The following is a 26,986-nucleotide window of genomic DNA, read 5'->3' as shown; positions in this document are numbered from 1 at the left end:
GGTCATAACCCGGCGCTTGCCGAGACTGCGCTTATCATCGGGACGCATCGTCGCACTGCTTCCCGCCTGGTCATGATTCGATTCACCGCCCTCCCTGCCCTGCTGATCGGCGCCGCACTGATCTGCACCGCAGCTCACGCCGCACCGGACACCACGACCGATATCGAACAACGCGTACTCGCCTGTACCGGCTGCCACGGCGCCGAGGGCCGCGCCGCCGCCGACGGCTACTACCCACGCATCGCCGGCAAGCCGGCCGGCTATCTGTACAACCAGCTGCTGAACTTCCGCGACGGCCGTCGTCAGTACCCGCTGATGACCGGTCTGCTGCAGACGCTCAGCGACGACTACCTGCGTGAAATGGCCGGCCACTTCGCGGCACTCGAACTGCCCTACCCGCCGCCGGCGCGCAGCACGCCGAAGGCCGCGACACTGGCCCGCGGCGAGGCACTGGTGCGCCGCGGCGACGCGACGCGCGACATTCCCGCCTGCGAGAGCTGCCACGGCAACGCACTGACCGGCGTCGCCCCGGCGATACCCGGCCTGCTCGGTCTGCCGCGCGACTATCTGGCGGCCCAGCTCGCCGGCTGGAAGAGCGGCATCCGTCAGGCGCACGCGCCGGACTGCATGGCGCAGATCGCCCAGCGCATGAGCGCCGACGACATCCAGGCGGTTGCCCACTGGCTGTCGTCGCAAGCGGTCACCGGGGGCGGCAAGCCAGCCGCCCGTCTCGACAAGCCGCTGCCGATACGCTGTGGCGGTGTACAGGAGGGCGCGCGATGAAGCGCCTCCTGATCGCAGCGCTGCTGCTCGCCGCGTCGGCAGGCGTCTATCTCGCGCTGCAACCGGCAGCGGATCAGCCGGCCACCGGCGCCGCGGGTGAAGACCGCGCTGCACAGGTCGCGCGCGGTGAATACCTCGCGCGCGCCGGCAACTGCATGGCCTGCCACACCGCGCCCGGCGGCACGCCCTGGGCCGGCGGCCGGGCGATGGACACGCCCTTCGGCACGATCTACACCAGCAACCTGACGCCGGACCCGACAACCGGGCTCGGACAATGGACGGCCGACGACTTCTGGAAGGCGCTGCACGAAGGTCGCACACGCGACGGTCGCCTGCTCTATCCGGCCTTCCCCTACACCAGCTACACCCGCGTCACGCGCGCCGATGCCGACGCGATCTGGGCCTGGCTGCAGACGCTGCCGCCGGTCGAACAGCCGAACCGGCCGCACGCGCTGCGCTTCCCCTACGACACGCAGGCGGCGCTGCTGGCCTGGCGGGCGCTCTATTTCAAGCCGGGCGTGTTCGTGGCCGACGCGACGAAGTCCGAGGACTGGAACCGCGGCGCCTATCTGGTGCAGGGTCTGGGTCACTGCAGCGCCTGCCACGCGCCGCGCAACGCACTCGGTGCGAGCAGCGATCCGGACGCGCTGGCCGGCGGACTGATGCCGGTGCAGAACTGGTACGCGCCATCGCTCACCTCGCCGCACGAAGCCGGCGTGGCGGACTGGGCACAGAAGGACATCGTGGCCCTGCTGCGCGACGGCGTGAGCGGCAACGCGACCGCCGCCGGGCCGATGGCCGAGGTGGTGTTCGGCAGCACGCAATACCTGTCGGCGGCCGATCTCGACGCGATGGCGGTCTATCTGAAGTCGCTGCCGGTGACGCAGTCGGTGAAGGCGGAGTCGACCGGCGTACTGGACGAACTGCGGCGCGAGCGCGGTACTCAGCTCTACGGCGAGCACTGCGCCGACTGTCACGGCGAACGCGGCGAGGGCAAGCCGGGCATCTGGCCGGCGCTGGCAGGTAACCGCGCGGTGACGATGGACCCGCCGGCGAACACCGTGCGTATCGTGCTGGGCGGCGGCTACGCGCCCGCCACGCGCGGCAACCCGCGTCCCTACGGCATGCCGCCCTTCGCCGCCGCGCTCAGCGACGATGAAGTGGCGCTGGTGGTGTCGCACATCCGCGGCAGCTGGGGCAACACCGCGGCGCCAGTCAGTTCGCTCGACGTGCAGAGACTGCGCGGCAACCTGCGCTGACGCCGATCGCTGAAGGTAAAAAGGGCGCCGCATGCGGCGCCCTTCGATTTACCGCAACCGCCGTCGAGACGGCGGTTGGCGGACCGGCGATCAGACGCCGCGCATCCGCCGACGCACCGACAGCGCGATCAGGCCGAGGCCGGACAGCATCAGCGCATAGGTTTCCGGTTCCGGCACGGCAGCGACCTGGTCGATCTGGAACGCCAGCATCTGCGAGAAGCCTGCGTTCAACGTCACGGTGTAGGCACCGACCGGCACGCCCAGCGCCGCCAGATCCCACGTGTAGCGGAAGTAGTCGCTGACGCCACCGTTCAGCGTGCTGTCGACCAGCGTGCCGGCGATGGCCTGGCTGCCGCCGTTGTAGCTCAGCGTCAGGCTGAAGGGCGTGCCGCCGAACTGGCCGTCGAAGTCGTTGATGATGCCCTGGAACACCAGCGCGGTCGCGCCGGCATCGACGGTGGTGTCGGTGAAGGTGAAAGTGGAGGCGCCGCCGTACAGGCCGAAACCGGCCGGGTAGTGGTCGCCGCTGACGCGGGTGAATATCGCGTCGCCCGACCCCGCGACATTCGAGCCGCTGCCGGCGACCAGCTCGTCGACGGTCAGCGCACCGCCGGTGCGGTTGCGGTTCAGTTCGTTCCAGCCATCGAAGGACAGCGACGCCTCCGGATCGACGAACTGCTCATGGGTGCCGTTGGCATGGGCGAAGGCGGATGCCGAGATCAGGACAACGCTGACGACGGAACGGACGAGGACTGACTGCTTCATTGAATGTATCTCCCGATGAACGAAGGTGTTTGCCCGGCCTGGCCTTCTGTCTTCGCTGGGAGGCAATTCGAGGTACTGGCTCCGGACCGGACCTGCCGCCGGATGCCAGAGTGGATTCCCGTCAACGCCCAGGCCATGCCCGTACGTTTATGAGAACGATTCTCATTTTATATAACAACGGCCCTTCGTCAAGCCTGTCGTCGATCGCCCGGCATGTCCGTTCCGGCGCGGGGCTGGAACGGACATGCTGTACTCAGGCGCTGACCGACAGCGTCGATCCGGTACTCGCCGTGCTGCTGTCGCCGGTGTATTCCTGCAGCATCTGAAACACGCGCGCCAGCATGCGTTCGTCGCGCGCGGTCTCGTCCGGCGGCGGCGGACGACTGTCGGACGACGCGCCTGACGCGGCCTCTTCGGATTCGCGGAACGCCATCGCCTCCTGGAAGCTCACCTTGCCGTCGCCGTCGGTGTCCGCCTCGTCGAAGGACTCGACCAGCGCTGCCAGTTCGCTCGCCTCCGCGCTGCCCGATGCCTCGGCCTCTTCCGCCATCGCGCCCAGCTGCTCTACGCTCATGCCTTCGTCCTCGCCCGCCGGCGGCGGGGGCGGCGGCGGCGGACGGTTGCCCATCGCCTGGCCGACGCGCGACGCGCCGAAACTGTCCTCCAGCTGGTCGGCCACTTTCTGCAGCAGGCTGCCCAGTTCCTGCTCGGTCACCTTGCCGTCGCCGTCGCCGTCCATCGCGCCGAGCAGGTCCTCGGCCGAGGCACTGCTGCCGGTCGATTCCAGCGCCCCGGCCAGATCGCTGCTGTCGATATAGCCCTTGCCGCTGCTGTCCAGCAGCGCGAAAACGTCCGCCGCCATCGCGGACGCATCCGGTTTCTGCGGCCGGTTGGCCTGCATTGCCGACTGCATCGCCGAGGCCATGTTGCTGCCCACACCCGATATGCTCATGTCCATGCTCCTGTGTGTATGAGAAATGCGGCCGCCGGCATCGGCAGCCACCGGTCACAGGGCAAGTTATCGGCCCGAAACGGCGCGCCAATCGGCCGTTTCGGGTAAAACCGCGTGAGCGTACGTAAAGGAAAAGGGCTGCGTTGCGCCGCCCTCTTTACACGGCGACACCGCGTCGCGTGCCGCAGCGCCCCTTTCGTCATGCGCCGGCAAGTTTCGCCGCCGTCCGCATCGTGCGGAAGCGCCGATGGCCTTCACCGACGCGGCGGTCGACCGGCGCAGCGGCAAGCACTGCCGGCGGGCGACTGTGTAAAGACGCGTCAGTCCTCGGCCGGCAGCCGGATGTCGACGCGCAGGCCCCCGCCTTCGGCATTCGACGCGCGGATGTCTCCGCCATGCGCCTCGACGGCGCGCCGCGCGATCGACAGGCCAAGTCCGGCGCCGGCACTGCCGTCACGGCGTTCGCCGCGGAAAAAGGGGTCGAAGATGCGCTCCAGTTCGCCGTCGGCGACGCCGCAACCGCCGTCGCTGATGCTGACGCGGGCGCGCCCATCGGCCCGGTCCAGCGCGATGTGCACCACCGAACCGGCCGGCGCGTACTTCACCGCGTTGCGCAGCACGTTGTCGAAGGTGCGGCGCAGGAGTTCGACCTGCCCCTTGACGACCGGCCCCGCGCCGTCGGTCGACAGCACGACCTCGACGTCGCGCGCAGCCGCCTCGAACCGCGCATCGCCGGCGACATCGTGCAGCAGGGCGTCGAGCGCCACCGGCTGCGGCAGCGTGTGCGCGGCGTCGTGCTCCAGCCTCGCCAGACCCAGCAGTTCGCTGACCAGGGTGTCCAGCCGCGCCGTCTCGCGCTCGACGCGCTCCAGCATCGCTTCGATCCGCGACGGATCCTGCCGTGCCAGACCGATGGCCGCACTCATCCGTGCGAGCGGCGAACGCAGTTCGTGCGACACGTCGTGCAGCAGCCGGCGCTGCGCGTCGACCAGCTGTTCGATGCGTGCCGCCATGCGGTCGAAACCGCGGCCGAGATCGGCGATCTCGTCGCGACGGCGGCCGATCCGTGCCGCCGTACGTACGCCCAGATCGCCGCCGGCCAGTGCATCGAACGCCTGGCTGAGGTGACGCACCGGGCGCGACAGATACCATGCCAACGCGGCGCTGAAGGTGAGCGCGCCGATCAGCAGCGCGACCACTTCGAGGAAGGGCGGCGGCGGCAGTGGCAGTCCGCCAGCTACCGACGGCGGTCGATCGCCGCGCGCGGCCACCAGCACTCTCCACTGCGCGCCTTCGATGGACACGACCCGCGCAGTGTCCAGTCGTTCCGCGCTCACCGTACGTCCGAACAGCTCACTGCCGTCAGGCCGCACAAGCAGTGGCAGCGGCACCTGCTGCGCACGCCAGATCTCAAGCAGCGCGACGGTCGCCGGCGGCCCCTGCTCGCGCAGCAACACCTCGACCGTGTCGGCCATGAGCGCCGATTGTGGCCGTGGCCCGCGGCCCTCCCGTGGCCAGATCAGCGACAGCGCCAGCGCGACCAGCAGCGCCGCCACCGCCAGCGCGGCGACGAAGGCGAAGAACAGCTTCCAGAACAGCCGGCCCACTAGGCGCGCACCAGCTGGTAGCCGACGCCCCGCACCGTCTGTATCAGCGGGCGACCGCCGCTGAGCGGCGCCAGCTTCTGCCGGATGGCGCTCACGTGCACATCGATGTTGCGGTCGTAAGGGCCCATCGGCCGGCCCAGCGCCTGCAGCGACAGCTCGGCCTTGGACACCACGCTGCCGGCGTTGCGCGCCAGCACTTCGAGCAGGCCGTATTCGGAACTGGTGAGGGTGAGCAGCGTGTTGCCGTACTCGGCGCAGCGCCGCTGCGGCCACACGGCCAGCGCGCCGACGACGATGGCGTCGTCGCTGGCCGCCTGGGTGCGCGCGCCGCCGATGCGCCGCAGAATCGCGCGCAGCCGCGCCACCAGTTCGCGCGGCGTGCATGGCTTCTGCACGTAGTCGTCGGCGCCCAGTTCGAGCGCGAGCACGCAGTCGATATCGTCGCCACGCGCGGTGAGCATCAGCACCGGCACGCCGGAGAAGGCGCGCAGCCGGCGCAGCACTTCGATGCCGGACACGCGCGGCATCATCACGTCGAGCACGACGATGGCGAAGTCGCCCTGGCGCAGCAGCGTCAGACCGCTTTCTCCATCGGCCGCGCGCTCGACCGCGTACCCTTCATTGGCGATGTACTCGCCGAGCATCGCACTGAGCTCGGCGTCGTCGTCGATCAGCAGAACCCTGTTTGCGTCGGCCGTCATCGGCATGCCTCACCTGTATTCGATGACGGCGATGATAAGCGCCGGAGACTGCTGCGATGGGCGGGATACCGCCCGCGCCACGGTTCATTTCCGCGCCGAGCGCGAGACGATGACACAAATGGAAAAGGCGGACCTCAGCCCGCCCTTCCCGGCGCCGTGGCAACCAGGCCTTCAGGCCGCCTTCTTCACCTGCTTCTGGTACAGGAACTCGAGCAGCGCGGCGCGGTACTCGACGAAGTCGGCGTCATGCGCGAGCTTCAGCCGGTCGCGCGGGCGCGCCAGCTTCACGTCGAGGATTTCGCCTATGGTGGCGGCCGGACCGTTGGTCATCATGACGATGCGGTCGGACAGCAGCACGGCTTCATCGACGTCGTGCGTCACCATCACCACGGTGGCGCCGGTCTTTTCCATCACGCCATTCAGCTCGTCCTGCAGGCTGGCGCGGGTCAGCGCGTCGAGCGCACCGAAGGGCTCGTCCATCAGCAGGATCTTCGGCTCCATCGCGAAGGCACGGGCGATGCCGACGCGCTGCTTCATGCCGCCGGAAATCTCGTGCGGATACTTATGCAGCGCGTGGGTCATGTGCACCATGTCCAGGGCCGCCTCGGCACGCGCCTTCAGCTTGATCTTGCCTTCCTTCTTGCCGAACACGCGCTCGACCGCGAGCAGCACGTTCTCGAAGCAGGTGAGCCAGGGCAGCAGCGAGTGGTTCTGGAACACCACGGCGCGCTCCGGCCCCGGACCGGCGATCTCGCGGCCGTCGCAGATCAGGTTGCCGGAGGTGGGCAGGGTCAGGCCGGCGATCAGGTTCAGCAGCGTGGACTTGCCGCAGCCGGAGTGGCCGATCAGCGTGACGAACTCGCCTTCGGCAATGGTGAGGTCGATGTCGCGCAGCGCGACGAACTTGCCCTTCTTGGTATCGAAGGTCATGCCTGCGTTCTCGACTTTCACGATGGTCTTGCTCATGGTGGTCTCCTCGCGGGCCGGTGCGTGGCACCGGCCGCCTCAGTTCAATGCAATCGTTTGGACGGGATCAGCTGTTGCCGTACGAGAAGCGGCGGGCGAGCAGCAGCAGCGCCTGTTCGAGCAGCAGGCCGACGATGCCGATGACGAAGATGGCGATGATGATGTGCTCCACCTTCAGGTTGTTCCACTCGTCCCACACCCAGAAACCGATGCCCACGCCGCCGGTCAGCATCTCCGCGGCAACGATGACCAGCCAGGCGGTGCCGATGGACAGGCGGATGCCGGTCAGCATGTAGGGCAGCACCGACGGGAACAGGATCTTGGTGACGATCTTCCACTCGTCGAGGTCGAGCACGCGGGCCACGTTCATGTAGTCCTGCGGCACGCGCTGCACGCCGACCGCGGTGTTGATGATCATCGGCCAGATCGAACAGATGAAGATGGTCCAGGTCGCTGCCGGGTCCGCCTGCTTGAACACCAGCAGGCCGATCGGCAGCCAGGCCAGCGGACTGACCGGGCGCAGCAGCGAAATGACCGGATCGAACATCGCGTTCATGAAGGCGAAGCGGCCGATGATGAAGCCGAGCGGAATGCCCACCAGCGCCGCGAAGCCGAAGCCGATGCCGACGCGCTGCAGCGAGGACAGCACGTTCCAGCCTATGCCCATGTCGTTGGGGCCGTTGTTGTAGAAGGGATCGGCGAACAGCACTTTGGCCGCGTCCCATACGGCGAGCGGACCCGGAATGCTGCCGCCCTTGGCCGCCAGCAGCGCCCACACGGCAACCAGCAGCGCCATGCCGGCGATCGGTGGGAACACCGCCTTGAACACCGCGAGCAGGATTTCGGAGATCGGCGTGCGCGGCTCGCGCGGCGCGGCCTTCGCGACCGGCGCAGCCGCTTCGTTGGCGGCCGGGGCCGGCACCGCGGACGGGGTGGCATGCATGGACACGACCTTGTCTGATGTGAGGGTTGCTGCACTCATGACGGATTCCTTTCAGTACCGGTCGGCGCGGAGCAGGCCCCGCGCCGGGAACATTACGCGGCGTTGATCTTGAAGCTGCCGGCGTACTTCTTCGGGTCCTTGCCGTCCCACACGACGCCGTCGATCAGCTTGTGCGTCCGCATGTCGCTCTTCGGCAGCGACACGCCGACCGCGGTGGCGGCCTGCTTGTAGATGTCGGTGCGGTTGATCGCCTTGGCCACCGCCAGGTAGTCGGGGTCGGTCTTGATCAGGCCCCAGCGCTTGTGCTGGGTCAGGAACCACATGCCGTCCGACAGGTAGGGGAAGTTCACCGCGCCGTCATTGAAGAATTTCATCGCGTTCTTGTCGTCCCAGCTCTTGCCCAGACCATTGGAATAGCGGCCCAGCATGCGTTCCAGGATGACGTCCATGTCGGTGTTGATGTAGGACTTGGCGGCCACCGTTTCGGCGGTCTTGCGACGGTTGGCGAGCGAGGCGTCGATCCAGCGCGACGCTTCGAGCACGGCCGAGGTCATCGCACGCGCGGTGTTCGGGTACTTGCTCACCCACTCCGCCGTCGTGCCCAGCACCTTTTCCGGGTGATCGACCCAGATGTCCTGGGTGGTGACCGCGGTGAAGCCGATCTTGTCGATGATGGCGCGGTTGTTCCACGGCTCGCCGACGCAGAAGCCGTCCATGTTGCCGACCCGCATATTGGCCACCATCTGCGGAGGCGGCACGGTGATCACCTTGACGTCCTTCATCGGGTTGATGCCATTGGCCGCCAGCCAGTAGTACAGCCACATCGCGTGGGTGCCGGTCGGGAAGGTCTGGGCGAAGGTGTATTCACCCGGCTTGGCGGCGATCAGCTTCTGCAGGCTGGCGCCGTCGGTCACACCCTGGTCCTTCAGCTTGTTGGCGAGCGTGATGGCCTGACCGTTGTTGTTCAGCGTCATCAGGTTGGCCATGTCCTTCTTCGGACCGCCAACGCCCAGATGCACGCCGTAGATCAGGCCGTACAGCACGTGCGCGGCATCCAGTTCGCCATTCACCAGCTTGTCGCGCACCGCAGCCCACGACGCTTCCTTCGACGGGATGATCTTGATGCCGTACTTCTCGTCGAACTTCTCCACCGCCGCCATCACGACGCTGGAACAGTCGGTCAGCGGGATGAAGCCGATGCGCACTTCCTTCTTCTCGGGGGCGTCGGAACCGGCGGCCCAGGCCGCCGAACGCACGCCGGGGGGCACCATGCTCATCAGCGAAGCTCCCACACCGAGTGCGGCGCCCTGCTTGAGAAAGCTGCGGCGCGTCGCGCTGGTGTCAATGACGCTGTCTGCCTGCTTCGGATGCTCAGCCATCGTGTTCTCCGTAGTTTCATGATCGATTCCAGAATGAAAAAAGGGTGTGCATCCGCGGCTGAGAAGCCGACCGGATGGACACCCTTGTCCCTTATGGAGGCTTCTCGCCTCGCTGGCCGCAACCACGTTGTTGCGCCTTGAACGGTGATTAGCACGGGGCGTGCCAACCCTGAAAATCAAGAACAAACACGTTTTTTTTCAATGGCTTGAAAGCCAAACCGAAAACTGGACACGAAGGTGCGGTCCGATACGACCGCACTTGTGCGGTGCGACAGCAGCGTGCGTACGCACCATGTCGAACCGGCGCATGCATGCCGAGGGCGTGACGCCATCCGCCGTCGGCCTACTCGCGAGGGTGCGCGGCAATGGCGGATGGCCCATGCACGGCGCAGCGATACGCCGCGCCGACGGAAAGGTCTGCAAAGGGAAGAAGGAAGGGCTCAGCCGGTCAGCCGAGCAGGCGTGCGGTGGCGATGAAGTCTTCGGACACGGCGGCGATGGTCTTGCCGCGCTCCATCGCGAGTTTGCGCAGCGTGTGATAGGCGGCGTCCTCGTCGATACCCCGCAACTTCATCAGGATGCCCTTGGCGCGGTCGACCGAAATGCGCTCGCTCAGCTTCTGCCGCGCCTCGTCGCGCGAGCGGCGCAGTTCCTGGTGCTCTTCGAAACGGGCCAGCGCCACATCGATCACCGGCTTGATGCGCTTCGGCTCCAGGCCATCGACCACATAGGCCGAAACGCCTGCCTTCATCGCGCGGCGTATGGTCTTGCTGTCCGAATCATTGGCGAACACCACGACCGGGCGCGGCATTTCGCGGTCCATCGCCGCCATGTTCTCCAGCGTGTCGCGCGACGGCGAATCGGTCTGGATCAGGATGACGTCCGGCTTGATTTCCTCGACCTTCATGTGCAGGTCGTAGGCGCTCGACAGTACCGCGGCCACCTGGTAACCGGCGCAGGCGAGCCCGGCGCAGATTTCAGCGGCGCGCTTGCGCGATTCGTCTACCACCAGGACATTGAGAACGGCCATTGTTCAGTCAGGAAAGGAATTCCGGACCAAGGCGATGCAATCGCCGTGCCAAGCTCCGCCCGGCGCGCCGCAAATCAAGCTGCGACAAGGACTTGCGCGCGGGCCTCAATCGAGGTCGATCACCATCAGCGACACGTCGTCGTGCGCCAGCGCCCCGTCCAGATGCATGGCGAGTGCGGCGCGCACCGCATCGTGGCGCCGAGCCGGCGCATTGTCGTGCAGCACCTGCTCGAACCGCTGCTGGCCGAAGGCGTCACCGCCGATGCCCAGCGCCTCGACCAGTCCATCCGAACACAGCACCAGCTGGTCGCCGGGCGTCCAGGTGAAGCGCTGCGGCGGCACGTCCATCGCGTCGTCGACGTCGATGCCGAGCGGCAGATTGGCCGACGCGAAGCGCTCGATCACTGCGCCGCTGCGATCCAGCCACAGCACCTCGGGCGTACCGCCCACCCAGACCTCGCCCTCTCCGGCGTCCAGACGCACCATGGTGGCCGCGACGAAACGACCGACCGGCAGCGTGGACATCAGGTGGCGATTGATTTCGCTGGCCATCAGGCCGAGCGACAGGTTTTTCTTGGCCATGCCGAAGAACACCTGCAGCACCGGCAGCACGCTGATCGCCGCCGCAAGGCCGTGGCCGGTGGCGTCCGCCAGCAGCGCATAGAGCGCACCTGACGGCGAATGCGACACCGCGACGATGTCGCCGGAGAACTGTGCGGTCGGCGTGACCGAGTAGCGCACACGACGATCATCGGCCGCCTTGCCCTGCACCTGGCGCTCTATCACGTGTCGCGCGAACTCGATTTCCTCCTCCTGCTCGGCGCGGTAGTTCGCCATGCTGGCGTGCATGACGATCTGGCGTGCGCAGTTGGCGAGTTTGGCGGTCAGGATGGCGAAATTGATCGGCTTGGTCAGGTAGTCGTCGGCGCCGGCTTCAAGGCCGGCAATCATGTCGGCGTCGTCGGAGCGGGCGGACAGCAGCAGTATCGGCAGGAAAGTGTCGGCGGCTAGCCGGCGCAGCTCGCGCGTCGCCTCCAGTCCGTCCATGCCGGGCATCACCACGTCCATCAGCACGACGTCGGGGCGGTAGGCCCGGTAGGCCTGCACCGCACCGGCACCGTCCGAGGCTTCGATGCAGCGGTGGCCGAGCCGGCGCACCAGCGCGCTGACGGTCGCCCGGCCGACCAGGGTGTCGTCGACCACCAGCACCGTCATCTGCCGCAGCGGCGCGGCAGCCTGCTGTGCCGTTGCTGGCTGCGCCATGCCGACTGCAGTCATTGCAGTTCCACCGTTGCCGTGACCACGTTGCCGCAGCCCTTGTATTCGAGGCTGCGGAAGCACAGCTGCCGCGCCATCGCGATGCCGCGACCGTTCGGGTCGAAGGCGCGCCCGGGGTCGAAGTCGAGGTAGCGCGCGAAATCGAAGCCCGCGCCGTCGTCGCTCACTGTGTAGCGTACGGCCTCGTCGCTGCATTCGATCTGCAGACGCGCACGCCGTCCGGCGTACTCCGGCAGCCGCAGACGCCGTTCGACCTCTTCCTGCCAGCAATCTTCCAGCCGCAGCCGCGATTTCTCGGCATAGCTGATGCCGAGATTGCCGTGCTCGACGGCGTTGATCATGAGTTCGCTCAGGCCCATCACGATGTTCTCGGGCTCGGGCGCTACCAGCGAGGCCAGCGAGGCCAGCTCGGTCGCCTGACCCAGCGTGCTGAACTCGAACTCGGCGCGGCGCAGCGCAGCCATGGCGCGGCGCATGCCCTCGGCCTGCAACTGTATTTCGCGGGTGCGGTGCGCCTCTTCCAGCGCCGATTTGACGATGGCCAGCAGCGCATCCGGTTCGTAGGGCTTGGTGAGGTAGTAGCGGGCACCGGCCTGCAAGCCCTCGCGCACCTGGTCGGGCGTCGCGGCGGCGGTCTGCATGATGACCGGCAGGCCGCTCAGGCGCGGCGTGCGGCGCACGCGCCGCAGCAGTTCCATGCCATCGAGTCGCGGCATCATGCGGTCGAGCACCAGCAGGTCGAAATCGATCTCGGCATTGTCGAGGTATTCCCAGGCCTCGACACCGTCGCGCGCCATGGTCAGCTCGTAACCCTGTCCGTCGAGGTACTCGCCGATGATTTCGAGGTTGAAGGGCTCGTCATCGACGACCAGAAGTCTGACCGGGGCCGACATGCTCACCATAGGGTAGTGCTCCGCGTTGTGGGCGAGCGGCGGGCCTTGGAGTCCGTCGCCCCCCGCTCATCGCAAGCTGTAACGGCAACGTAACCGACGGCTTGAGCGCGCTCAACTGGCCAGCGCAGAGCGCGCCACCTCGGCCATCACCGCCTGTACGCGCGGGTCCTCGCCGACCGCGGTGGCGAGGTCGATGCGCAGCGACGGATGACGGGCGCGCGCCGCGTCGAGCTGCGCCGGCAGGTCGCGCCGCACATGCCCGCTCTGCGCGATGAACATCGGCAGCACGGCAATGCGCGTGACGCCGACCGCGGCGAGCCGGTCGCACGCCTGCTCCAGCGTCGGTTCGAGGAATTCGAGAAAGGCCAGCTCGACCTGCGGTGCACCGTCGCCGGCTGCCACCTGCGCCGCCACTTCGCGCAGCGGGCGCGCCCATTCCGGATCGCGCGATCCGTGTCCAAACAGGATGAGGCCGTGATTCAAGACATGTTCTCCGTTGCGCTGCGGCAGAATTGCAAACACTGCAGCATATAAAATCCGTCCGTCGCCCGATTGCGAGAAACGCCCATGCAGGTAATGATCGTCGAAGACCAGCCGCTCGTCGTGGAAGGCCTGCGCAGCGTGCTGACCGAAATCGACAGCGAGCCGGACATCCGCTGCGCCCTGCTGGCCTCGCGCGCACTGACCATGCTGCGCGGCGGCCTGCGTCCCGATCTGGTCATGCTCGACCTGAACCTGCCGGACGCCGAAGGCACGACCTTGCTGACGCAACTGCGCAGCGAATTCCCGGACGTGCCGGTGGTGGTCATTTCGGCGCAGGACGACCGGCACACCATCACCGACGCCATCGACCAGGGTGCGATGGGTTTCATCTCCAAAAGTTCGACCACTTCGGTGCTGGTCAGCGCGCTGCAGCTGGTACTGAAGGGCGGCATCTACGTGCCGCAGCAGGTGCTCGACGACGCCATCCACCCGCAGCCGCCGCGACCGACGATACAGGACCTCGCCGACATCGGCCTGACGCCGCGCCAGATACAGGTGCTCGGGCTGATGATCGAAGGCATGCCGAACAAGCTGATCTGCCGCGAACTGGGCATTTCGGACGGCACGGCCAAGACCCACATTTCGACCATCCTGCGCCTGCTCGGGGTGAAGAACCGCACGCAGGCGGTGTTCGCGCTGTCGCAGATGGGCATACGCCTGCCGCGACGGCCGCCGAAGACCCAGGCCTGACGTGCCCGGGCGGCGTCAGGCGTCCTCGGCGGCGTCGAGCAGGCCGCCGATGACCGCGTCGAGCACCACCGGTCGCACCGGTTTGGCGACCAGCGGAATGCCGTGCGCCTCCAGTTCGATCTCGAGCTCACGCGTGGCCGCCAGTCCGGTCATGATCAGCGCCGGAATGTGCTCGCCCAGTTCACGCCGCAGCGACAGCACCGCCGACAGACCATCCAGACCGTCTCCAAGCTGGTAGTCGCTGATGATGAAATCGGGCGCGCCTGCCTGACGCAGCTGGCGCAGCACGAAGTCGGGCGAGGTGCCCGACACCACGTCGATGCCGACCGACGCCAGCAGTGACTGCAGCGACTGCAGGATGGCCGGATCGTCGTCGATCAGTGCGACGCGACGGTTGGCCAGCCGCCGCAGGCCCTGCAGTTCATCCTCGACCTCCGCCGGCACGAAGGCGTGCACGCGCGGCACGGTCACGCTGAAGTTCGAACCGCGCCCGGGGCGCGAACGCACCGCCAGCGCATGGCCGAGCAGCGTGCACAACCGGCGCACGATGGCGAGCCCCAGTCCCATGCCGCGGCCACCGCTCCCCGGGTCGGTGCCGGGCAGGCGCACGAACTCGTCGAACACGTCGTCGATGCGCTCCGGCGGAATGCCCTGGCCGCTGTCGCGTACCTCGATGCGCAGCACCTCGTTGCCGAGCCAGCGCACGCCGACGAACACGGCACCCTGTGCGGTATAGCGCAGCGCGTTCGACACCAGATTGGCGAGCACGCGTTCGAGCAGCAGCGGGTCGGAACGGCACCAGGCGCGCGTCGGATACAGTTCGAAGCGCAGGCCCTTCTCCGCCGCCTGTGCCTCGAAGGTGAGGCGCAGGCTTTCGAACACGCGCCCGAGCGGAAAGTCGGTGATGCGCGGCTGGGTGGCGCCGGATTCCAGCCGGGCGACGTCGAGCAGCACGTCGCGCATGTTCTCCAGCTTCATCGACGAGCGCTCGAGCCGGGTCAGCAGACCGCTGCTTTCGTCGTCGCGCAGGCGCAGCTTCAGCGTACGGATGTCCAGGCCCATCGCCATCAGCGGCTGGCTCAGGTCGTGCAGCAGCGCATCGACGAACTGGGTCTTGGCCCGGCTCGCCTGCTCGGCCCTCTCCTTCTGCTGCTGCAACTGAGCGGTCGCATCGAGCACCCGCTGTTCGAGGTCGGCCCGTGCCCCGCTGAGCGTGACGGCCATCCGGTTGATGCCGTCCTCCAGCACCTGCATGATGCCGCGCGCACCGGTGCGCGCCCGCGCCGAGAAGTCGCCCTGTTCGATGCGGCGCACGGTATCGGCCAGCGCGCGCACCGGCGCGGTGGCGCCGTCGGACAGGATGCGCGCGAACAGGCCCGCCAGCAGCAGCCCACCGGCAGTGATCAGCGCCGCACTGACGATCAGTTCGCGTCGCGCCTGCGCACTGCCCAGCCGCGACACCTGCACCACGACCACGCCGAGCCGGCTGACCGCGGGCGCCGCGTCACCGTCGTCGAACAGCGGGTCGGGTCGCGCCTGCACGCTGAACACGGGCGCGGCGAACAGATGGTAATCGTCGGTACTTTCGAGCAGCGCCGGCGCACCGAGGCCATCGGTCACACTGCGTTCCGGCATGCGCGTGCGCCCGGCCCGCGCCAGCACCACGTGGTCGCGGTCGAACACGACCAGCCCGTCGACATCGCGCTCGCGCAGCGACGCGTCGGCGATCGATTGCAGGATGTCGATGTTGCCGGCGAACAGACCGTACTCGGAGGCCGGCGCCAGGCTGGCGGTCAGCAGCATGGCGCGGTCGATCAGCGCGCGTTCGATGTCGGCGATGCGGGTGGACGTGAAATGGACGGCCAGCGCCAGCGCGATCGCCACCGATGGCAGCAGCGCAGCCACCAGCACGCGGCTGCGGAATCCGAGTCGATTGAGTCCGAACCGACTCCGCACCCCGCCTCCTTGCGTAGACCGCCTGTTTATCCGGCGATCATGATACGGGATCGCAGCGGTCGCTTCAGAACCAGCTGGAGCGCAAAGTCAGCATGGTCTGCCGGGCGACGCGGTTGAACGGCACGCGGGTACGGTTATCGTTGAAGGTTTCGTAACCCGGTCCGATATCCGTCACTGCCAAGGCAGCCTCCCAAGTCATGTTGCCACTCCGAAATTTCTTCGCCACCCGCGCATCCAGCGTCCGATAGGAGTCTGTTCGCTCACTATCGTTCAGATACTGGGCTGCGTTGGCGCCGAACAGCGTTGCAGCGATCGACCAGTCGTGACTGAACTGCTCCATCCAGGTCAGCGACCAGGTCGAGGTCGGAATCGTATCCGCATAGCAGGTCTGTCCCGGTTCGCACACCGGCTCGGAGCTGATGCGGGGAATCGCGTGCGACCACCAGATTTCGCGGCCGTTGCCACGATAGCGGTACTGGTACTCGATGCCCGATATCCGTGCGCCGGGCGCTTCGATATATGTGCGGCCCACAAAAGGATAGAAGGGCCGCTCGTCGTATTCGGCTTCCGTGATCAGGTGATTGAAGCGCTCATAAAAAACGCGTACATCCAGCGTCGACGACCCGAACTGCCCGACATATCCAAGTTCTGCAGAGTCTAACCGTTCAGGCTGCAGGTTCGGATTTCCGACGTAAGTTCGCCGTATGCGACCACCAGGCAAGGGCAAACGGGCATCGATGAAGCGGGAATCCCCCCGCGCTTCGATCAGCGCTGGTTGGCGGAAGGCGCGGCTCACGCCGGCCTTGATCGCGTGCTGCGGCGTCACGTGCAGCGTGGCGAACACGCGCGGCGACGCCTGCGGGCTCTGGTTCTGGAAGCGCTCGATCATGTTGCCGAAGTTCAGGGTCCAGTACTCGTTCGGTCGCCATTCGGCGTTCGCCGACACACGGAAAAGACCCTGCGATTCCTTGCCGGTCACCGCGAACATCCGCTCCGATGTCAACTCTTCGCGGCGCAGTTCAACGCCCCATGCCAATCTCCAATCGGCAACCGGGACGAACAGATGCTGGAAGTCCAGGTTCTGACGGGTTGCGGTACGGTTGTAGTCGATCGGAATCGGCGCGTAAAAACCCACCGGCGCGCCAAAAACTGGGCCTGCCTCGCCGAACCATTCCTCGCGGCCTCTATCCTCGTTTTGGTAGTAACCCACCGACCACTCGTTATCGGTCGAAAGCATGCGCCGGAAGCGGATGTGGGTAAACCAGTTGTCGGTTCGAACGTCACGAAATCCATTGCCATTGTCGCGATTACCCGAGACGCCGAAGGGGTAGCCGACGCCCCGCCAACCGGAACTCTGTCCTGCCATCAGGCTGATCTCGTCGGAGCCGTTCAGCGCCAGGTCGGCGCGCAGCGTCGACGCGTTCAGTCGCGCATCGTCGTTGCGGTGTTCGAAACCTTCGTCGCCCATGGTGCGCGCATTGATGGCGACGCTGAGCGGGCCGAAACTGCGGCGCATACGCGCCGACAGGTCGGACACATTGCGGCTGCCGCCGGTCAGGGCCACGCTGGCCGCCGGGCCGTCGATGCTGGAACGGGTGACGATATTGACCACGCCCGCCACCGCGTTCGATCCATAGGTGGCCGCATTCGAACCACGCACGACCTCGATGCGCTCGATCTCGTCCATCGTCAGCGGCAGCGCATCCCAGTCCACATAGCCGTACAGATAGGGCGAATAGACCGAGCGGCCGTCGATCAGTACCTGCATCCGGTTCGGATTCAGCGTGCCGAGGCCGTGATAGAACAGCGCCGGCGAATGCCCGGTGTCACTCATCACGTTCATGCCCGGCACCAGACGCAACAGTTGCGGCAGGCGGCGATAGCCGAGGCGCTCGATATCCTCGCGGGTGAACAACGTGACCGCACCCGGCGCGTCGTCGATGCGCTGCGGCATGCGGGTCATCGACAGCACGACCGGCAGGTCGTCGTCGAGGAAGGGCGATTCCGGCTCGTCCTGCGCCCGCGCGTCGGACATCGCCAACGCGAGCGGAAACAGGCAGAGGGCGAGATGGCGGCGGGCGTAACGACCTTTTGGCTGTGCGGACATATGCGGCTGGACAGGCGATTCTTGTTCGGTGACTTCTTGGCGGGCCGAGCCTCGCTTGGCGCGGATTATCCGTGCAAACCGCCCCGACCGACAGCCTCCGGGACTGTCGTGCTCAGCCGACGATCAGCAGATGCACACGGTAGGGGCCATGGGCGCCAAGCACGATGGTCTGTTCGATATCGGCCGTGCGCGACGGTCCTGAAACGAAATTGACCGCCCGCGGCCAGGCTGACAGTTCGCGCCGTGCCTCGGCCCAGGCGGCTTCCATGTCGGCGACGATGTGCTGGCGCGGAACCACCGCGATATGCGTTTCCGGCAGCAGGCTGTTGACGGCCGGCGACTGCGGCCCCGAACAGAGCATCAGCGTGCCGGTTTCGGCGATGGCGCGGAAGCAGCCGGTGACGCCGACCAGATCGTCGCCGGTCGCCGCCCCGACGCGCGCCTCCAGACCGGCGCCGGCCCAGTCCAGCGCGGCCAGCGCCGGGACGACGACCACCGTCGTCGGTAGCCCGTGCCCGCGCAGCCAGTCGGCGCAGTGCGCAGGCACTTCGGCTTCGGTGGCGCAGCGGTCCACGCTGGAAATCATCGCCCGTGCGCGCTCGATGAAACGATCGAGCAAGGCATCCGCAGCGGCGCGCGGCCCGGTCTGCCGGAGCGCCAGCGTTGCCTCGACGCGCTCGCGTGCGGCCAAGGTCGTGCTGTCCGTGCGGCCCAATTGACGGCGCAGGCGGCCGAGGATGTCGTCGCGCACGCTCATTGCCCGCCTCCGCGCCGGCGCTCGGCGTAGAGCTCACGGAAGGTCTTCGCCGCCGGCGCCGGAAAGTCGCGCTGCGCGGTCCAGCCCGGCGCGACACCCATCACCTGTATGCGGTCGCGGCCATCGGCCAGCCAGCGCAGATAGCGAACGGCGACGCGGGTGCCCAGCGCGTACAGCGTCGGTCGCGCCGCGACCCAGGCCCACAGCTTGGTGGCGATGCGCTCCGACCAAGGCCGCAGGCCACGCTCGACCTGCTTCTCGCGCAGCGTGCGCATCAGCTCCGGCAGCGGAATCGACACCGGGCAGACGACGCCGCACTGGTTGCACAGCGTCGCCGCGTGCGGCAGGTCCATCGCCTTGTCCAGCCCCTGGTAGAGCGGCGTCAGTACCGAACCCATGGGCCCGGGATAGACCCAGCCATAGGAATGACCGCCTATCGTCTGGTACACCGGGCAATGGTTCATGCAGGCGCCGCAGCGTATGCAGCGCAACATGGCTTCGAATTCGCTGCCCAGCAGATCAGCGCGACCGCCATCGACCAGCACGAAATACATGTGCTCCGGACCGTCTGCATCGCCGGCCTGCTTCGGGCCGGTCAGCATCGACACGTAGTTGGTGATGGCCTGGCCGGTGGCCGAACGCGGCAGGATGCGCAGCAGCGTGGCCAGATCCTCCAGCGTCGGAATCACCTTCTCGATGCCGGTCAGCGCGACATGCACGCGCGGCAGCGTGGTGCACAGCCGGCCGTTACCCTCGTTGGTGACGATGGCGACCGAGCCGGTTTCGGCGACCAGGAAGTTGCCACCGGACAGGCCCATGTCGGCGCCGAGGAATTCCGGCCGCAGCACCGCCCGCGCCTCGTGAGTCAGCTCTTCGATATCGGTCTTTGGCGCGGTGCCATGCACGCGCGCGAACAGTTCGGACACCTGCTCCTTCGACTTGTGGATCACCGGCATGATGATGTGCGACGGTGGCTCGTTGTCGTTGATCTGCAGGATGTACTCGCCGAGGTCGGTCTCGACCGGGCGGATGCCGGCAGCCTCGAGCGCGGCGTTCAGCCCCGCCTCTTCCGACACCATGGACTTGGATTTCACCACCGTACGCACGCCGTGACGGCGCGCGATGTCGATGATCAGATCGCAGGCGTGGTCGCCGTCGCGCGCCCACAGCACGGTGGCGCCGCGCTCGATCGCCTTCTGCTCGAAACGCTCCAGCCAGACGTCGAGATCGCGCAGCACCGAGGCGCGGATTTCGGTGGCGCGTGCGCGCACCGCGTCGAAATCGGGGAAGGCGGCAACGGCGGCGGCGCGCGACGCCGCATTGCGGCCACGCGTGCGCTTCAGGTTGCGCTGCAGTTCCGGGTCGTCGAGCCGCTGACGCACCCGCGACACGAAGTGCATCGAGCGAACTTCCATGTCAGCCCTGGCCCCCGACGTCGCCGGCGAGCAGTTCGGCGATGTGGATCACCTGCGTCAGTTCGTCGCCATTGCGACGCAGCCGGCCTTCGATATTCATCATGCAGCCGAGGTCGCCGAGCGCCACCGCGTAGGCACCGCTGCCCCGGATCGCGTCGCACTTGCGCTGCACGATGGCGCCGGAAATGTCCGGATACTTGACCGAGAAGAGGCCGCCGAAGCCGCAGCACTCCTCGCATTCGCGCATTTCGATCCGCTTGACGCCGGGCATGCGGTCGAGCAGCGTGCGCGGCTGCTGCTTCACGCCCAGTTCACGCAGGCCGGAACAGCTGTCGTGATAGGTGACCGAACCGCTGAAATCGCCCGGCACCTCGGTCACGCCGGCGACATCGACCAGGAACTGCGTCAGTTCGAAGGTTTTCGCTGCCAGCGCCTCGGCGCGCGCCCGCCACTCGGGCTCGTTGGCAAACAGGTCGGGATAGTGCGTGCGCACCGTGCCGGCACAGGAGCCGGACGGCGCGACGATATAAGGGAAGCGCTCGAACTCGGCGATGAACTTGCGCGCCAGCGCGCGCGCCGCCGCGGTATCGCCCGAGTTGTAGCCGGGCTGTCCGCAACAGGTCTGCGCCTCCGGCACGACGGCGACGTAACCGGCCGCCTCGATCAGCTTCAGCGCCGAGAAGGCGATTGACGGCCGCATCAGGTCGACCAGGCAGGTGACGAAGAGAGCGACCTCGCCGCGACTGCCCGGAGCGACCATGAGCTCAGCCCTGACGGGCGCCCTGCTGGGCCACTTGCTCGACCCAGCGGCGGATGCGGTTCGCGTCGCCGATGCGGGTGAGCCGGCCCCAGGAATCGAGCAGCACGATCACCACCGGCTTCTGGTTCATCCAGGCCTGCATCACCAGACACTTGCCCGCCTCGTTGGTGAAACCGGTCTTCTGCAGACCGATTTCCCACTCGGGGTTCGACACCAGCGCGTTGGTGTTGTTGAAATGCACCATGCGGCCATTGACGGCGAAGTAGCCGTCGCGCGTGGTCGAGAACTCGCGGATCAGCGGATAGCTGGCCGAAGCCGCCACCATCTTCGCCAGATCGCGCGCCGACGACACATTGCGCGGATTCAGACCGGTGCTGTCGAAGAACTGCGTGTCAGCCAGGCCGAGGTCGTGCGCCTTGCGGTTCATCGCTGCGATGAAGGCCGCGTGGCCGCCCGGGTAGTAGCGCGACAGTGCCGACGAGGCACGGTTTTCCGACGACATCAACGCCAGATGCAGCATCTCCTCGCGCGTCAGCCGGGTACCGATGGCCAGGCGCGAACGGGTGCCCTTGAGCTGGTCGATGTCCTCCTCGCTCACCTCGAGCACCTCGTCCAGCGCCGGTTTGGCGTCCAGCGCCACCATCGCGGTCATCAGCTTGGTGATCGAGGCGATCGGCACGATGGCCGACGAATTGCGTTCGAACAGCACCTCGCCCGAGCTCTGGTCCTGCACCAGCACGGCGGTCGACTTGACGTTCGGCAGGCCGAGCGCATCCATGTCGGGCACGGCGGCCTCGCGCGGCACGGCCGCGACGGACTTGCGGGAGGTCTTTTTGATGCTCGCCTGCTTGATGCGCGCAGACTTGGAAGATTTGGCGACCTTGACCGATTTCTTGCCGGCCTTGGCCTGGGTGGTCGTCTTGCCGGAAGCGGCTTCGACGGTGGGTGCGACGACGAAACTCAGCGCCATCGCGGTGCAGCTGACCATCAGGTACTTCAGAAACATGCGTGTGACCCCTGCTGGCGGTTCGATTGAGGCCGAAGTTTACCCCCCGAGATCAAATTCTCAAACGAAAATAAGAGCCTGGAAAGTATTCTTAGGGCGAGTTCACGATCGTGAAGTAATACTTGACGGCATTTCCGCCGCAAACTTCAGACCAAGAAAGCTCACCACGTCGTCCGCGCGCGCCATCGTGTCACGGTAACCGAGGTCTATCAGCGCCCGGGTGAAGGGCTTTTCGAACAGCAGGTAGCTCGCCAGACCGCCGCCGGCGCGCCGGGTGCCGCCGATGCCGCCGAGCAGCGTACGCACCCCTATCGGCAGCGCATCGACGTGGCGGGCGGCGATGTCGTCCAGCCGCTCCGAGGGCGCGATCACCAGCGTTTCGATCGGTCGCAGGGGCACGCCCATCTGCGCCATCACGTGTGGCGGAATACGCCCGAGGATGTCGTTGACGCGCTGCAACTGCTCGATGTCTATCATCAGCTGGTCGAGAAAGATGCTGGCCAGCGCGTGACCGGCAACCTGGGCCAGCGACGGATAGCCGTGGCCGCGACGCCGTGGATCCTTCTCGCTCATGCGCCCCACGCCGACGATGAAGATGCGTTCGGCGCCCAGATGCACTGCCGGACTGACCGGCGCCAGCTGGCGCATCGAGCCGTCGCCGAAATACTCGCGGTTGATGTGTACGGCCGGAAAGATGAAGGGCAGCGCGCTGCTGGCCAGCAGATGCTCGACCTTGAGCGGCGTGCGCGAGGCGGCGCGCTGCATGCGCTTCCACGGCTCGATGCCGTCGCCGCCCTCGAAGAAGGCGACACTGTCGCCCGACGTATAGCCGGAGGCAGTGATCGACAGCGCGTACAGCGCACCGCGCTGGATGGCCCGGTCGATGCGCGAGAAGTCGAGCCGGGCAGCCAGCAGTTCGCGCAGCGGCGTGTTGTCGAGCAGCGACTTCGGGTAGCGGTCCACCGCCCAGCCGAACATCAGCGCCATCAGCCAGCGCGCGCCGGTCTTGCCTATGCCCCAGGGGTCGGCGCGATAGACCTGACCAGCTTCGAAATTGCGCCAGATGTACAGCAGGTTGTCGACGGCGTCGCCGAAGTCCTCGCTGAAGACACCCAGCGCGGCGGCGTTGATGGCGCCAGCCGAAGTGCCGCACAGGATGGGGAAAGGATTGATGCGCTTGTCCGGCAGCAACTCGCGCACCGCCGACAGCACGCCGACCTGGTAGGCGGCGCGAGCGCCGCCTCCGGACAACACCAGCGCCGTCCTCCCGTGCTGCTCCACGCCCTCCCCCTTTCGGGCACGGGCCGTGGGTCAGCGGATGTGACTTGCCTCCACCACGGTCAGTGCAGTCATGTTCACGATGCGCCTCACCGTCGCCGTCGGCGTCAGGATGTGCACCGGCTGCTTCGCGCCGAGCAGGATGGGGCCGATGGTCATGCCCTCGCCGGCGGCGGTCTTCAGCAGATTGTAGGAAATGTTGGCTGCATCCAGCGTCGGGAAGATAAGCAGATTCGCCTCGTCCCGCAATCTGGAATTGGGGAAGATGCGGGTGCGGATGTCGATGTCCAGCGCCGCGTCACCGTGCATTTCGCCCTCCACCTCGAGTTCGGGGTGATCGGCGTGCAGGATCTCCAGCGCGCGGCGCATCTTGTCGGAAGTCGTCGTGTTGTCCGAACCGAAGTTCGAGTGCGACAGCAGCGCGATCTTCGGCTCGATGCCGAAACGGCGCGCCTCTTCCGCCGCCAGCACGGTCATCTCGACCACCTGCTCCGCCGTCGGATCGTAGTTCACATAGGTATCGCACAGCATCAGCGTGCGGCCCGGCAGGTTCAGCAGATTCATCGCGTAGAAGTTGCGCAGCCCTTCCTTCAGGCCGAGCACGTTGCGTACGAAATGCAGGTGGCGCGCGAAGTTGCCGAAGGTGCCGCAGATCAGGCCATCGGCGTAACCGAGGCGAACCATCAGCGCGCCGATCAGCGTCGTGCGACGACGCGCTTCCATCTTCGCGTAATCGACCGAAATGCCCTTGCGCTCGGTCAGTGCGTGGTAGGTGGTCCACAGCTCCTTGTAGCGCGGGTCGTTCTCCGGCGTCACCAGTTCGAAGTCGATCTCCGGACGCAGGCGCAGGCCCAGCTTCTGGATGCGGCCCAGCACCACGTCGCGCCGACCGATCAGGATGGGGCGCGCCATGCCCTCGTCAACCACGTTGCGCACCGCGCTGAGCACGCGCTCATCCTCGCCCTCGGCGTAGATGATGCGCTTCGGATTGCGCTTCGCTTCGGCGAACACCGGCTTCATCACGAGGCCGGAAATCCACACCAGGTTGTTCAGCTGCTGGCGGTAAGCCTCGAAATCCTCGATCGGACGCGTCGCCACGCCCGAATCCATCGCCGCCTGCGCCACCGCCGGTGCGATCTTGACGATGAGGCGCGGATCGAAGGGCTTCGGAATCAGGTACTCCGGACCGAAGGACATCGGCTGCTCGCCGTAGGCGGCGCGCACGATTTCGCTCTGCTCGACCTGGGCCAGATCGGCGATGGCGCGCACCGCTGCCAGCTTCATCTCTTCAGTGATCGTGGTCGCGCCGACATCGAGCGCACCACGGAAGATGAAGGGGAAGCACAGCACGTTGTTGACCTGGTTCGGATAGTCCGAACGGCCGGTCGCGATCACAGCGTCGTCGCGTACCGCCTTCACCTCGTCCGGCATGATTTCCGGATTCGGGTTGGCCAGCGCGAGGATGAGCGGCCTCGGCGCCATGCGCTTGACCATGTCGGCCTTCAGCACGCCACCCGCCGACAGACCGAGGAACACGTCGGCGTCATGGATCACCTCGCCCAGCGTACGTGCGTCCGTCACCTTCGCGTAGCGCGCCTTCAGCGGCTCCATGTCCTCGATGCGACCTTCGTACACCACGCCCTTGATGTCGGTCACCCAGATGTTCTCGATCGGCATGCCGAGCAGCACCAGCAGATCGAGGCAGGCCAGCGCGGCCGCACCGGCGCCCGAAGTGACCAGCTTGACCTCCTTGATGTCCTTGCCGACCGCCTTCAGACCATTGAGCACTGCAGCACCGACGACGATCGCGGTGCCGTGCTGGTCGTCGTGGAAGACCGGGATCTTCATCCGCTCGCGCAGCTTGCGCTCGATGTAGAAGCACTCTGGTGCCTTGATGTCCTCGAGGTTGATGCCACCGAAGGTCGGTTCCATCGCCGCGATGATGTCGACCAGCTTGTCCGGGTCGCGCTCGTCCAGCTCGATGTCGAACACGTCGATGTTGGCGAACTTCTTGAACAGCACGCCCTTGCCTTCCATCACCGGTTTGGCGGCCAGAGGGCCGATCGGGCCCAGGCCGAGCACCGCGGTGCCGTTGGTGACGACACCGATCAGGTTGCCGCGGGCGGTCATCTGGCTGACCTGCAGCGGGTCGGCAACGATCTCCTCGCAGGCGGCGGCGACGCCGGGCGAGTAGGCCAGCGACAGATCCTGCTGGTTGGTCAGCGCCTTAGTGGGAACGACGGAAATCTTGCCCGGGGTGGGCTTGCGGTGGTATTCGAGTGCAGCGTTGCGAAAGTGCTCATCCATGGTGAACGGCGACTCCTCCGGTCGAGTTGCATCGCCCTGCACCCGATGCCGCGCCTGATGGGCGAAACATGGTGCAGTGCGAAAACCGGAGATTTTAGCCGTTCGGCGCGCCCAGCGGGCTGTGGATAACCGTTGTATCGCACCCGCCGGCCGTGCGGCCGGCCAGGAGAGGCGTCAGAGCGCCACTTCCGCCGTCTGCAGACGCGGACCGAAAGTCGCGGAAAGACGGCGGTATTCCGTCAGCACCTTGTTCGAATACACCTGGTCTGGATCCTCGATCGATCCGACATAGCGCTGCAGACCGCCCTCGACCGAGCCGGACAGGCGGATGTATTCACGCAGCACCTGCGCACCGACGAAGATGCTGGTGGTCGGGTCGAGCAGCGATGCATCGGGGCCGAACAGCGCCAGCTTTTCCGGATGGTATTTCGGAATGACCTGGGTCAGCCCCTGCGCACCCCAGGCGCTCTCCGCCGTCGGGTTGAAGGCGGACTCGACCGAAATCAGCGCGATCAGCAACAGCGGATCGAGCTTGTAGCGGGATGCCGCGGCATAGACGTCGGTCACGTACTGTTCGACCGCCACACGCGCCACACGGTGACGACGCGAGACATGGTCAGCGACCGTCTTCTGCTGCGCGGTCAGTTCGACACCCGAGCCGGTGGCCGGCAGATCGGGCATCTGCAGATCGGCGTCTGCCGAAACCTGCTGCGTACCGCCCAGCAGCGAGAACTCGGGCAGTGAGGGCAGCATGCGCGGCGTCAGACCCGCTTCGGCCACACGCAGTACGACGAACACACTGACCATGAGACCGACGGCGAGCAGACCACCGTGCGCAAAGTGCAGCACTACTGCTGCGGTGCCCTTGAGGACGGAGAAAACCTTGTTCATGCAGCACTCCTTTCGCGCGTTCCGACGGACATCGCAGAAGCGATGGACGCAGCACGCCTGAGGAGCCCGTGCTAACGGGCTGTTGCCGTGCCTCGCAGCGTGGCGAAGCGTACGGAAAAGCTTGAATCGCGGAGTTCGCGGACCGCAGTGGCGGTCGGAACATTCTGGAAACCCGGACGGACAGGGCTAAGGCCCGGGTCAAACTGAAACTGCTGGTGGCGACGTATCTGTTACGTGTGCCGGAGGGAGCGATCAAGCAACGACGCGCGCATCTTCCTGATTTACAAGGGACAGGTCAAGTAAAGCTTCGTAACACCGGATCAGGATGGGCTCCTCGTCAAAGAAAAAAGCGGCATGGAGACAACGATCTCCATGCCGCTTTCGATGACGCAGGACGCGCGATCAGGACGGACGCGAACCCGTCGGGAAGGGCCATGCAGCAGCCGGATTCAGCGACGACTTGATACCCGGCGTAGCAGCCGTCGACGGCGTTGCCGGCGCCGGAGCAGCGGGCGCTTCCGACTTTGCGGCAGCGGCCGGCGCGGCCTCCGGTGCCTTCGCAACGGCCTTGGTCACCGCAGGCGCCGCCACCTTCTTCGCAGCAGGCTTGGTAGCCGGCTTTGCGGCAGGCTTCGCGGCCGGCTTCGCAGCGGCCTTCGCCGGTGCAGCCTTCTTCGCTGCCGGCTTCGCAGCGGCCTTCGCCGGTGCAGCCTTCTTCGC

24 protein-coding genes are annotated in these 26,986 nt (G+C 66.6%); 3 read left to right on the top strand and 21 right to left on the bottom strand.

What is annotated here, in order from left to right; translation table 11 throughout:
- Nucleotides 1-72: 72 nt before the first annotated feature.
- Complete coding sequence (locus IV112_RS07205) at nucleotides 73-783, top strand: c-type cytochrome (RefSeq protein ID WP_304002315.1); 711 nt, start codon at nucleotides 73-75, stop codon at nucleotides 781-783.
- Complete coding sequence (locus IV112_RS07200) at nucleotides 780-2,042, top strand: c-type cytochrome (RefSeq protein WP_304002313.1); 1,263 nt, start codon at nucleotides 780-782, stop codon at nucleotides 2,040-2,042. The genes IV112_RS07205 and IV112_RS07200 overlap by 4 nt, the downstream gene beginning before the upstream one ends.
- Nucleotides 2,043-2,132: 90 nt before the next feature.
- Here IV112_RS07200 and IV112_RS07195 read toward each other — a convergent pair whose 3' ends face one another.
- The 11 genes from IV112_RS07195 to IV112_RS07145 form a co-directional block, all read right to left on the bottom strand.
- Nucleotides 2,133-2,807 carry a PEP-CTERM sorting domain-containing protein gene (locus tag IV112_RS07195; RefSeq protein WP_304002311.1) on the bottom strand — a complete coding sequence of 225 codons (675 nt, stop codon included), beginning with the start codon at nucleotides 2,805-2,807 and terminating at the stop codon, nucleotides 2,133-2,135.
- A gap of 253 nt (nucleotides 2,808-3,060) precedes the next feature.
- Nucleotides 3,061-3,759: an EF-hand domain-containing protein gene (locus IV112_RS07190; protein ID WP_304002308.1), complete on the bottom strand. Its 699-nt coding sequence runs from the start codon at nucleotides 3,757-3,759 to the stop codon at nucleotides 3,061-3,063.
- A 320-nt stretch (nucleotides 3,760-4,079) separates the two neighbouring features.
- Nucleotides 4,080-5,366 (bottom strand): HAMP domain-containing sensor histidine kinase, encoded by a 1,287-nt coding sequence (locus tag IV112_RS07185; RefSeq protein WP_304002306.1) that lies wholly within the window; start codon nucleotides 5,364-5,366, stop codon nucleotides 4,080-4,082.
- Nucleotides 5,366-6,067 (bottom strand): response regulator transcription factor, encoded by a 702-nt coding sequence (locus IV112_RS07180; RefSeq protein WP_304002304.1) that lies wholly within the window; start codon nucleotides 6,065-6,067, stop codon nucleotides 5,366-5,368. The genes IV112_RS07185 and IV112_RS07180 overlap by 1 nt, the downstream gene beginning before the upstream one ends.
- A gap of 171 nt (nucleotides 6,068-6,238) precedes the next feature.
- Nucleotides 6,239-7,033, bottom strand: coding sequence for an ABC transporter ATP-binding protein (locus IV112_RS07175; RefSeq protein ID WP_304002302.1), 795 nt, complete (start codon nucleotides 7,031-7,033; stop codon nucleotides 6,239-6,241).
- Nucleotides 7,034-7,100: 67 nt separating this feature from the next.
- Complete coding sequence (gene ntrB, locus IV112_RS07170) at nucleotides 7,101-8,015, bottom strand: nitrate ABC transporter permease (RefSeq protein ID WP_304002300.1); 915 nt, start codon at nucleotides 8,013-8,015, stop codon at nucleotides 7,101-7,103.
- A 53-nt stretch (nucleotides 8,016-8,068) separates the two neighbouring features.
- Complete coding sequence (locus IV112_RS07165; protein WP_304002298.1) at nucleotides 8,069-9,355, bottom strand: CmpA/NrtA family ABC transporter substrate-binding protein; 1,287 nt, start codon at nucleotides 9,353-9,355, stop codon at nucleotides 8,069-8,071.
- 448 nt (nucleotides 9,356-9,803) lie between these two features.
- Nucleotides 9,804-10,385 (bottom strand): ANTAR domain-containing response regulator, encoded by a 582-nt coding sequence (locus IV112_RS07160; protein ID WP_304002296.1) that lies wholly within the window; start codon nucleotides 10,383-10,385, stop codon nucleotides 9,804-9,806.
- A gap of 105 nt (nucleotides 10,386-10,490) precedes the next feature.
- Entirely contained in the window at nucleotides 10,491-11,663 is a 1,173-nt protein-coding gene (locus tag IV112_RS07155) for a PP2C family protein-serine/threonine phosphatase (protein WP_304002293.1), read from the bottom strand.
- Nucleotides 11,660-12,565: a response regulator gene (locus tag IV112_RS07150; RefSeq protein WP_304002292.1), complete on the bottom strand. Its 906-nt coding sequence runs from the start codon at nucleotides 12,563-12,565 to the stop codon at nucleotides 11,660-11,662. Before IV112_RS07150 ends, IV112_RS07155 begins: the two co-directional genes overlap by 4 nt.
- A 102-nt stretch (nucleotides 12,566-12,667) precedes the next feature.
- On the bottom strand, nucleotides 12,668-13,039 hold the full coding sequence (locus tag IV112_RS07145) for a sirohydrochlorin chelatase (protein ID WP_304002290.1): 372 nt from the start codon (nucleotides 13,037-13,039) through the stop codon (nucleotides 12,668-12,670).
- A gap of 84 nt (nucleotides 13,040-13,123) precedes the next feature.
- On the opposite strand from IV112_RS07145, the gene IV112_RS07140 reads away from it, so the two are divergent.
- Nucleotides 13,124-13,789, top strand: coding sequence for a response regulator (locus IV112_RS07140; protein ID WP_304002287.1), 666 nt, complete (start codon nucleotides 13,124-13,126; stop codon nucleotides 13,787-13,789).
- A 15-nt stretch (nucleotides 13,790-13,804) separates the two neighbouring features.
- Here IV112_RS07140 and IV112_RS07135 read toward each other — a convergent pair whose 3' ends face one another.
- The 10 genes from IV112_RS07135 to IV112_RS07090 all read right to left on the bottom strand — a co-directional run.
- Nucleotides 13,805-15,694: a hybrid sensor histidine kinase/response regulator gene (locus IV112_RS07135; protein WP_304002286.1), complete on the bottom strand. Its 1,890-nt coding sequence runs from the start codon at nucleotides 15,692-15,694 to the stop codon at nucleotides 13,805-13,807.
- A 115-nt stretch (nucleotides 15,695-15,809) separates the two neighbouring features.
- Nucleotides 15,810-17,780 (bottom strand): TonB-dependent receptor plug domain-containing protein, encoded by a 1,971-nt coding sequence (locus tag IV112_RS07130; RefSeq protein ID WP_304002284.1) that lies wholly within the window; start codon nucleotides 17,778-17,780, stop codon nucleotides 15,810-15,812.
- 184 nt (nucleotides 17,781-17,964) lie between these two features.
- Nucleotides 17,965-18,609, bottom strand: a complete 645-nt coding sequence (locus IV112_RS07125; protein WP_304002282.1) for a LutC/YkgG family protein — start codon at nucleotides 18,607-18,609, stop codon at nucleotides 17,965-17,967.
- On the bottom strand, nucleotides 18,606-20,024 hold the full coding sequence (locus IV112_RS07120) for a LutB/LldF family L-lactate oxidation iron-sulfur protein (protein ID WP_304002278.1): 1,419 nt from the start codon (nucleotides 20,022-20,024) through the stop codon (nucleotides 18,606-18,608). The genes IV112_RS07125 and IV112_RS07120 overlap by 4 nt, the downstream gene beginning before the upstream one ends.
- 1 nt (nucleotide 20,025) lies before the next feature.
- A complete protein-coding gene (locus tag IV112_RS07115) occupies nucleotides 20,026-20,784 on the bottom strand; it encodes a (Fe-S)-binding protein (protein ID WP_304002275.1) in 759 nt (252 codons plus the stop codon).
- Nucleotides 20,785-20,788: 4 nt separating this feature from the next.
- Nucleotides 20,789-21,790 (bottom strand): D-alanyl-D-alanine endopeptidase, encoded by a 1,002-nt coding sequence (gene pbpG, locus IV112_RS07110; RefSeq protein WP_304002273.1) that lies wholly within the window; start codon nucleotides 21,788-21,790, stop codon nucleotides 20,789-20,791.
- A 102-nt stretch (nucleotides 21,791-21,892) separates the two neighbouring features.
- Nucleotides 21,893-23,041 carry a patatin-like phospholipase family protein gene (locus IV112_RS07105; protein ID WP_304002784.1) on the bottom strand — a complete coding sequence of 383 codons (1,149 nt, stop codon included), beginning with the start codon at nucleotides 23,039-23,041 and terminating at the stop codon, nucleotides 21,893-21,895.
- A gap of 60 nt (nucleotides 23,042-23,101) precedes the next feature.
- Entirely contained in the window at nucleotides 23,102-25,375 is a 2,274-nt protein-coding gene (locus IV112_RS07100) for an NADP-dependent malic enzyme (protein WP_304002269.1), read from the bottom strand.
- Nucleotides 25,376-25,549: 174 nt separating this feature from the next.
- Nucleotides 25,550-26,266: a transglycosylase SLT domain-containing protein gene (locus IV112_RS07095; RefSeq protein ID WP_304002265.1), complete on the bottom strand. Its 717-nt coding sequence runs from the start codon at nucleotides 26,264-26,266 to the stop codon at nucleotides 25,550-25,552.
- A gap of 337 nt (nucleotides 26,267-26,603) precedes the next feature.
- A partial coding sequence (locus IV112_RS07090) for a hypothetical protein (RefSeq protein WP_304002262.1) occupies nucleotides 26,604-26,986 on the bottom strand: 383 nt, incomplete at its 5' end.

Origin of the sequence: Methyloversatilis discipulorum, assembly GCF_018780585.1 — a bacterium.
Lineage (GTDB): Bacteria > Pseudomonadota > Gammaproteobacteria > Burkholderiales > Rhodocyclaceae > Methyloversatilis > Methyloversatilis discipulorum_B.
Note: the sequence above shows the minus strand (reverse complement) of the source record. Positions and strands in the feature narration are given on the sequence as shown.

Coding starts and splice junctions, on each gene's coding strand:
- IV112_RS07205 (WP_304002315.1), top strand. CDS start 73: ATGATTCGATTCACCGCCCTCCCTGCCCTGCTGATCGGCGCCGCACTG.
- IV112_RS07200 (WP_304002313.1), top strand. CDS start 780: ATGAAGCGCCTCCTGATCGCAGCGCTGCTGCTCGCCGCGTCGGCAGGC.
- IV112_RS07195 (WP_304002311.1), bottom strand. CDS start 2,807: ATGAAGCAGTCAGTCCTCGTCCGTTCCGTCGTCAGCGTTGTCCTGATC.
- IV112_RS07190 (WP_304002308.1), bottom strand. CDS start 3,759: ATGAGCATATCGGGTGTGGGCAGCAACATGGCCTCGGCGATGCAGTCG.
- IV112_RS07180 (WP_304002304.1), bottom strand. CDS start 6,067: ATGACGGCCGACGCAAACAGGGTTCTGCTGATCGACGACGACGCCGAG.
- IV112_RS07175 (WP_304002302.1), bottom strand. CDS start 7,033: ATGAGCAAGACCATCGTGAAAGTCGAGAACGCAGGCATGACCTTCGAT.
- ntrB (WP_304002300.1), bottom strand. CDS start 8,015: ATGAGTGCAGCAACCCTCACATCAGACAAGGTCGTGTCCATGCATGCC.
- IV112_RS07165 (WP_304002298.1), bottom strand. CDS start 9,355: ATGGCTGAGCATCCGAAGCAGGCAGACAGCGTCATTGACACCAGCGCG.
- IV112_RS07160 (WP_304002296.1), bottom strand. CDS start 10,385: ATGGCCGTTCTCAATGTCCTGGTGGTAGACGAATCGCGCAAGCGCGCC.
- IV112_RS07155 (WP_304002293.1), bottom strand. CDS start 11,663: ATGACTGCAGTCGGCATGGCGCAGCCAGCAACGGCACAGCAGGCTGCC.
- IV112_RS07150 (WP_304002292.1), bottom strand. CDS start 12,565: ATGGTGAGCATGTCGGCCCCGGTCAGACTTCTGGTCGTCGATGACGAG.
- IV112_RS07140 (WP_304002287.1), top strand. CDS start 13,124: ATGCAGGTAATGATCGTCGAAGACCAGCCGCTCGTCGTGGAAGGCCTG.
- IV112_RS07130 (WP_304002284.1), bottom strand. CDS start 17,780: ATGTCCGACGCGCGGGCGCAGGACGAGCCGGAATCGCCCTTCCTCGAC.
- IV112_RS07125 (WP_304002282.1), bottom strand. CDS start 18,609: ATGAGCGTGCGCGACGACATCCTCGGCCGCCTGCGCCGTCAATTGGGC.
- IV112_RS07120 (WP_304002278.1), bottom strand. CDS start 20,024: ATGGAAGTTCGCTCGATGCACTTCGTGTCGCGGGTGCGTCAGCGGCTC.
- IV112_RS07115 (WP_304002275.1), bottom strand. CDS start 20,784: ATGGTCGCTCCGGGCAGTCGCGGCGAGGTCGCTCTCTTCGTCACCTGC.
- pbpG (WP_304002273.1), bottom strand. CDS start 21,790: ATGTTTCTGAAGTACCTGATGGTCAGCTGCACCGCGATGGCGCTGAGT.
- IV112_RS07100 (WP_304002269.1), bottom strand. CDS start 25,375: ATGGATGAGCACTTTCGCAACGCTGCACTCGAATACCACCGCAAGCCC.
- IV112_RS07095 (WP_304002265.1), bottom strand. CDS start 26,266: ATGAACAAGGTTTTCTCCGTCCTCAAGGGCACCGCAGCAGTAGTGCTG.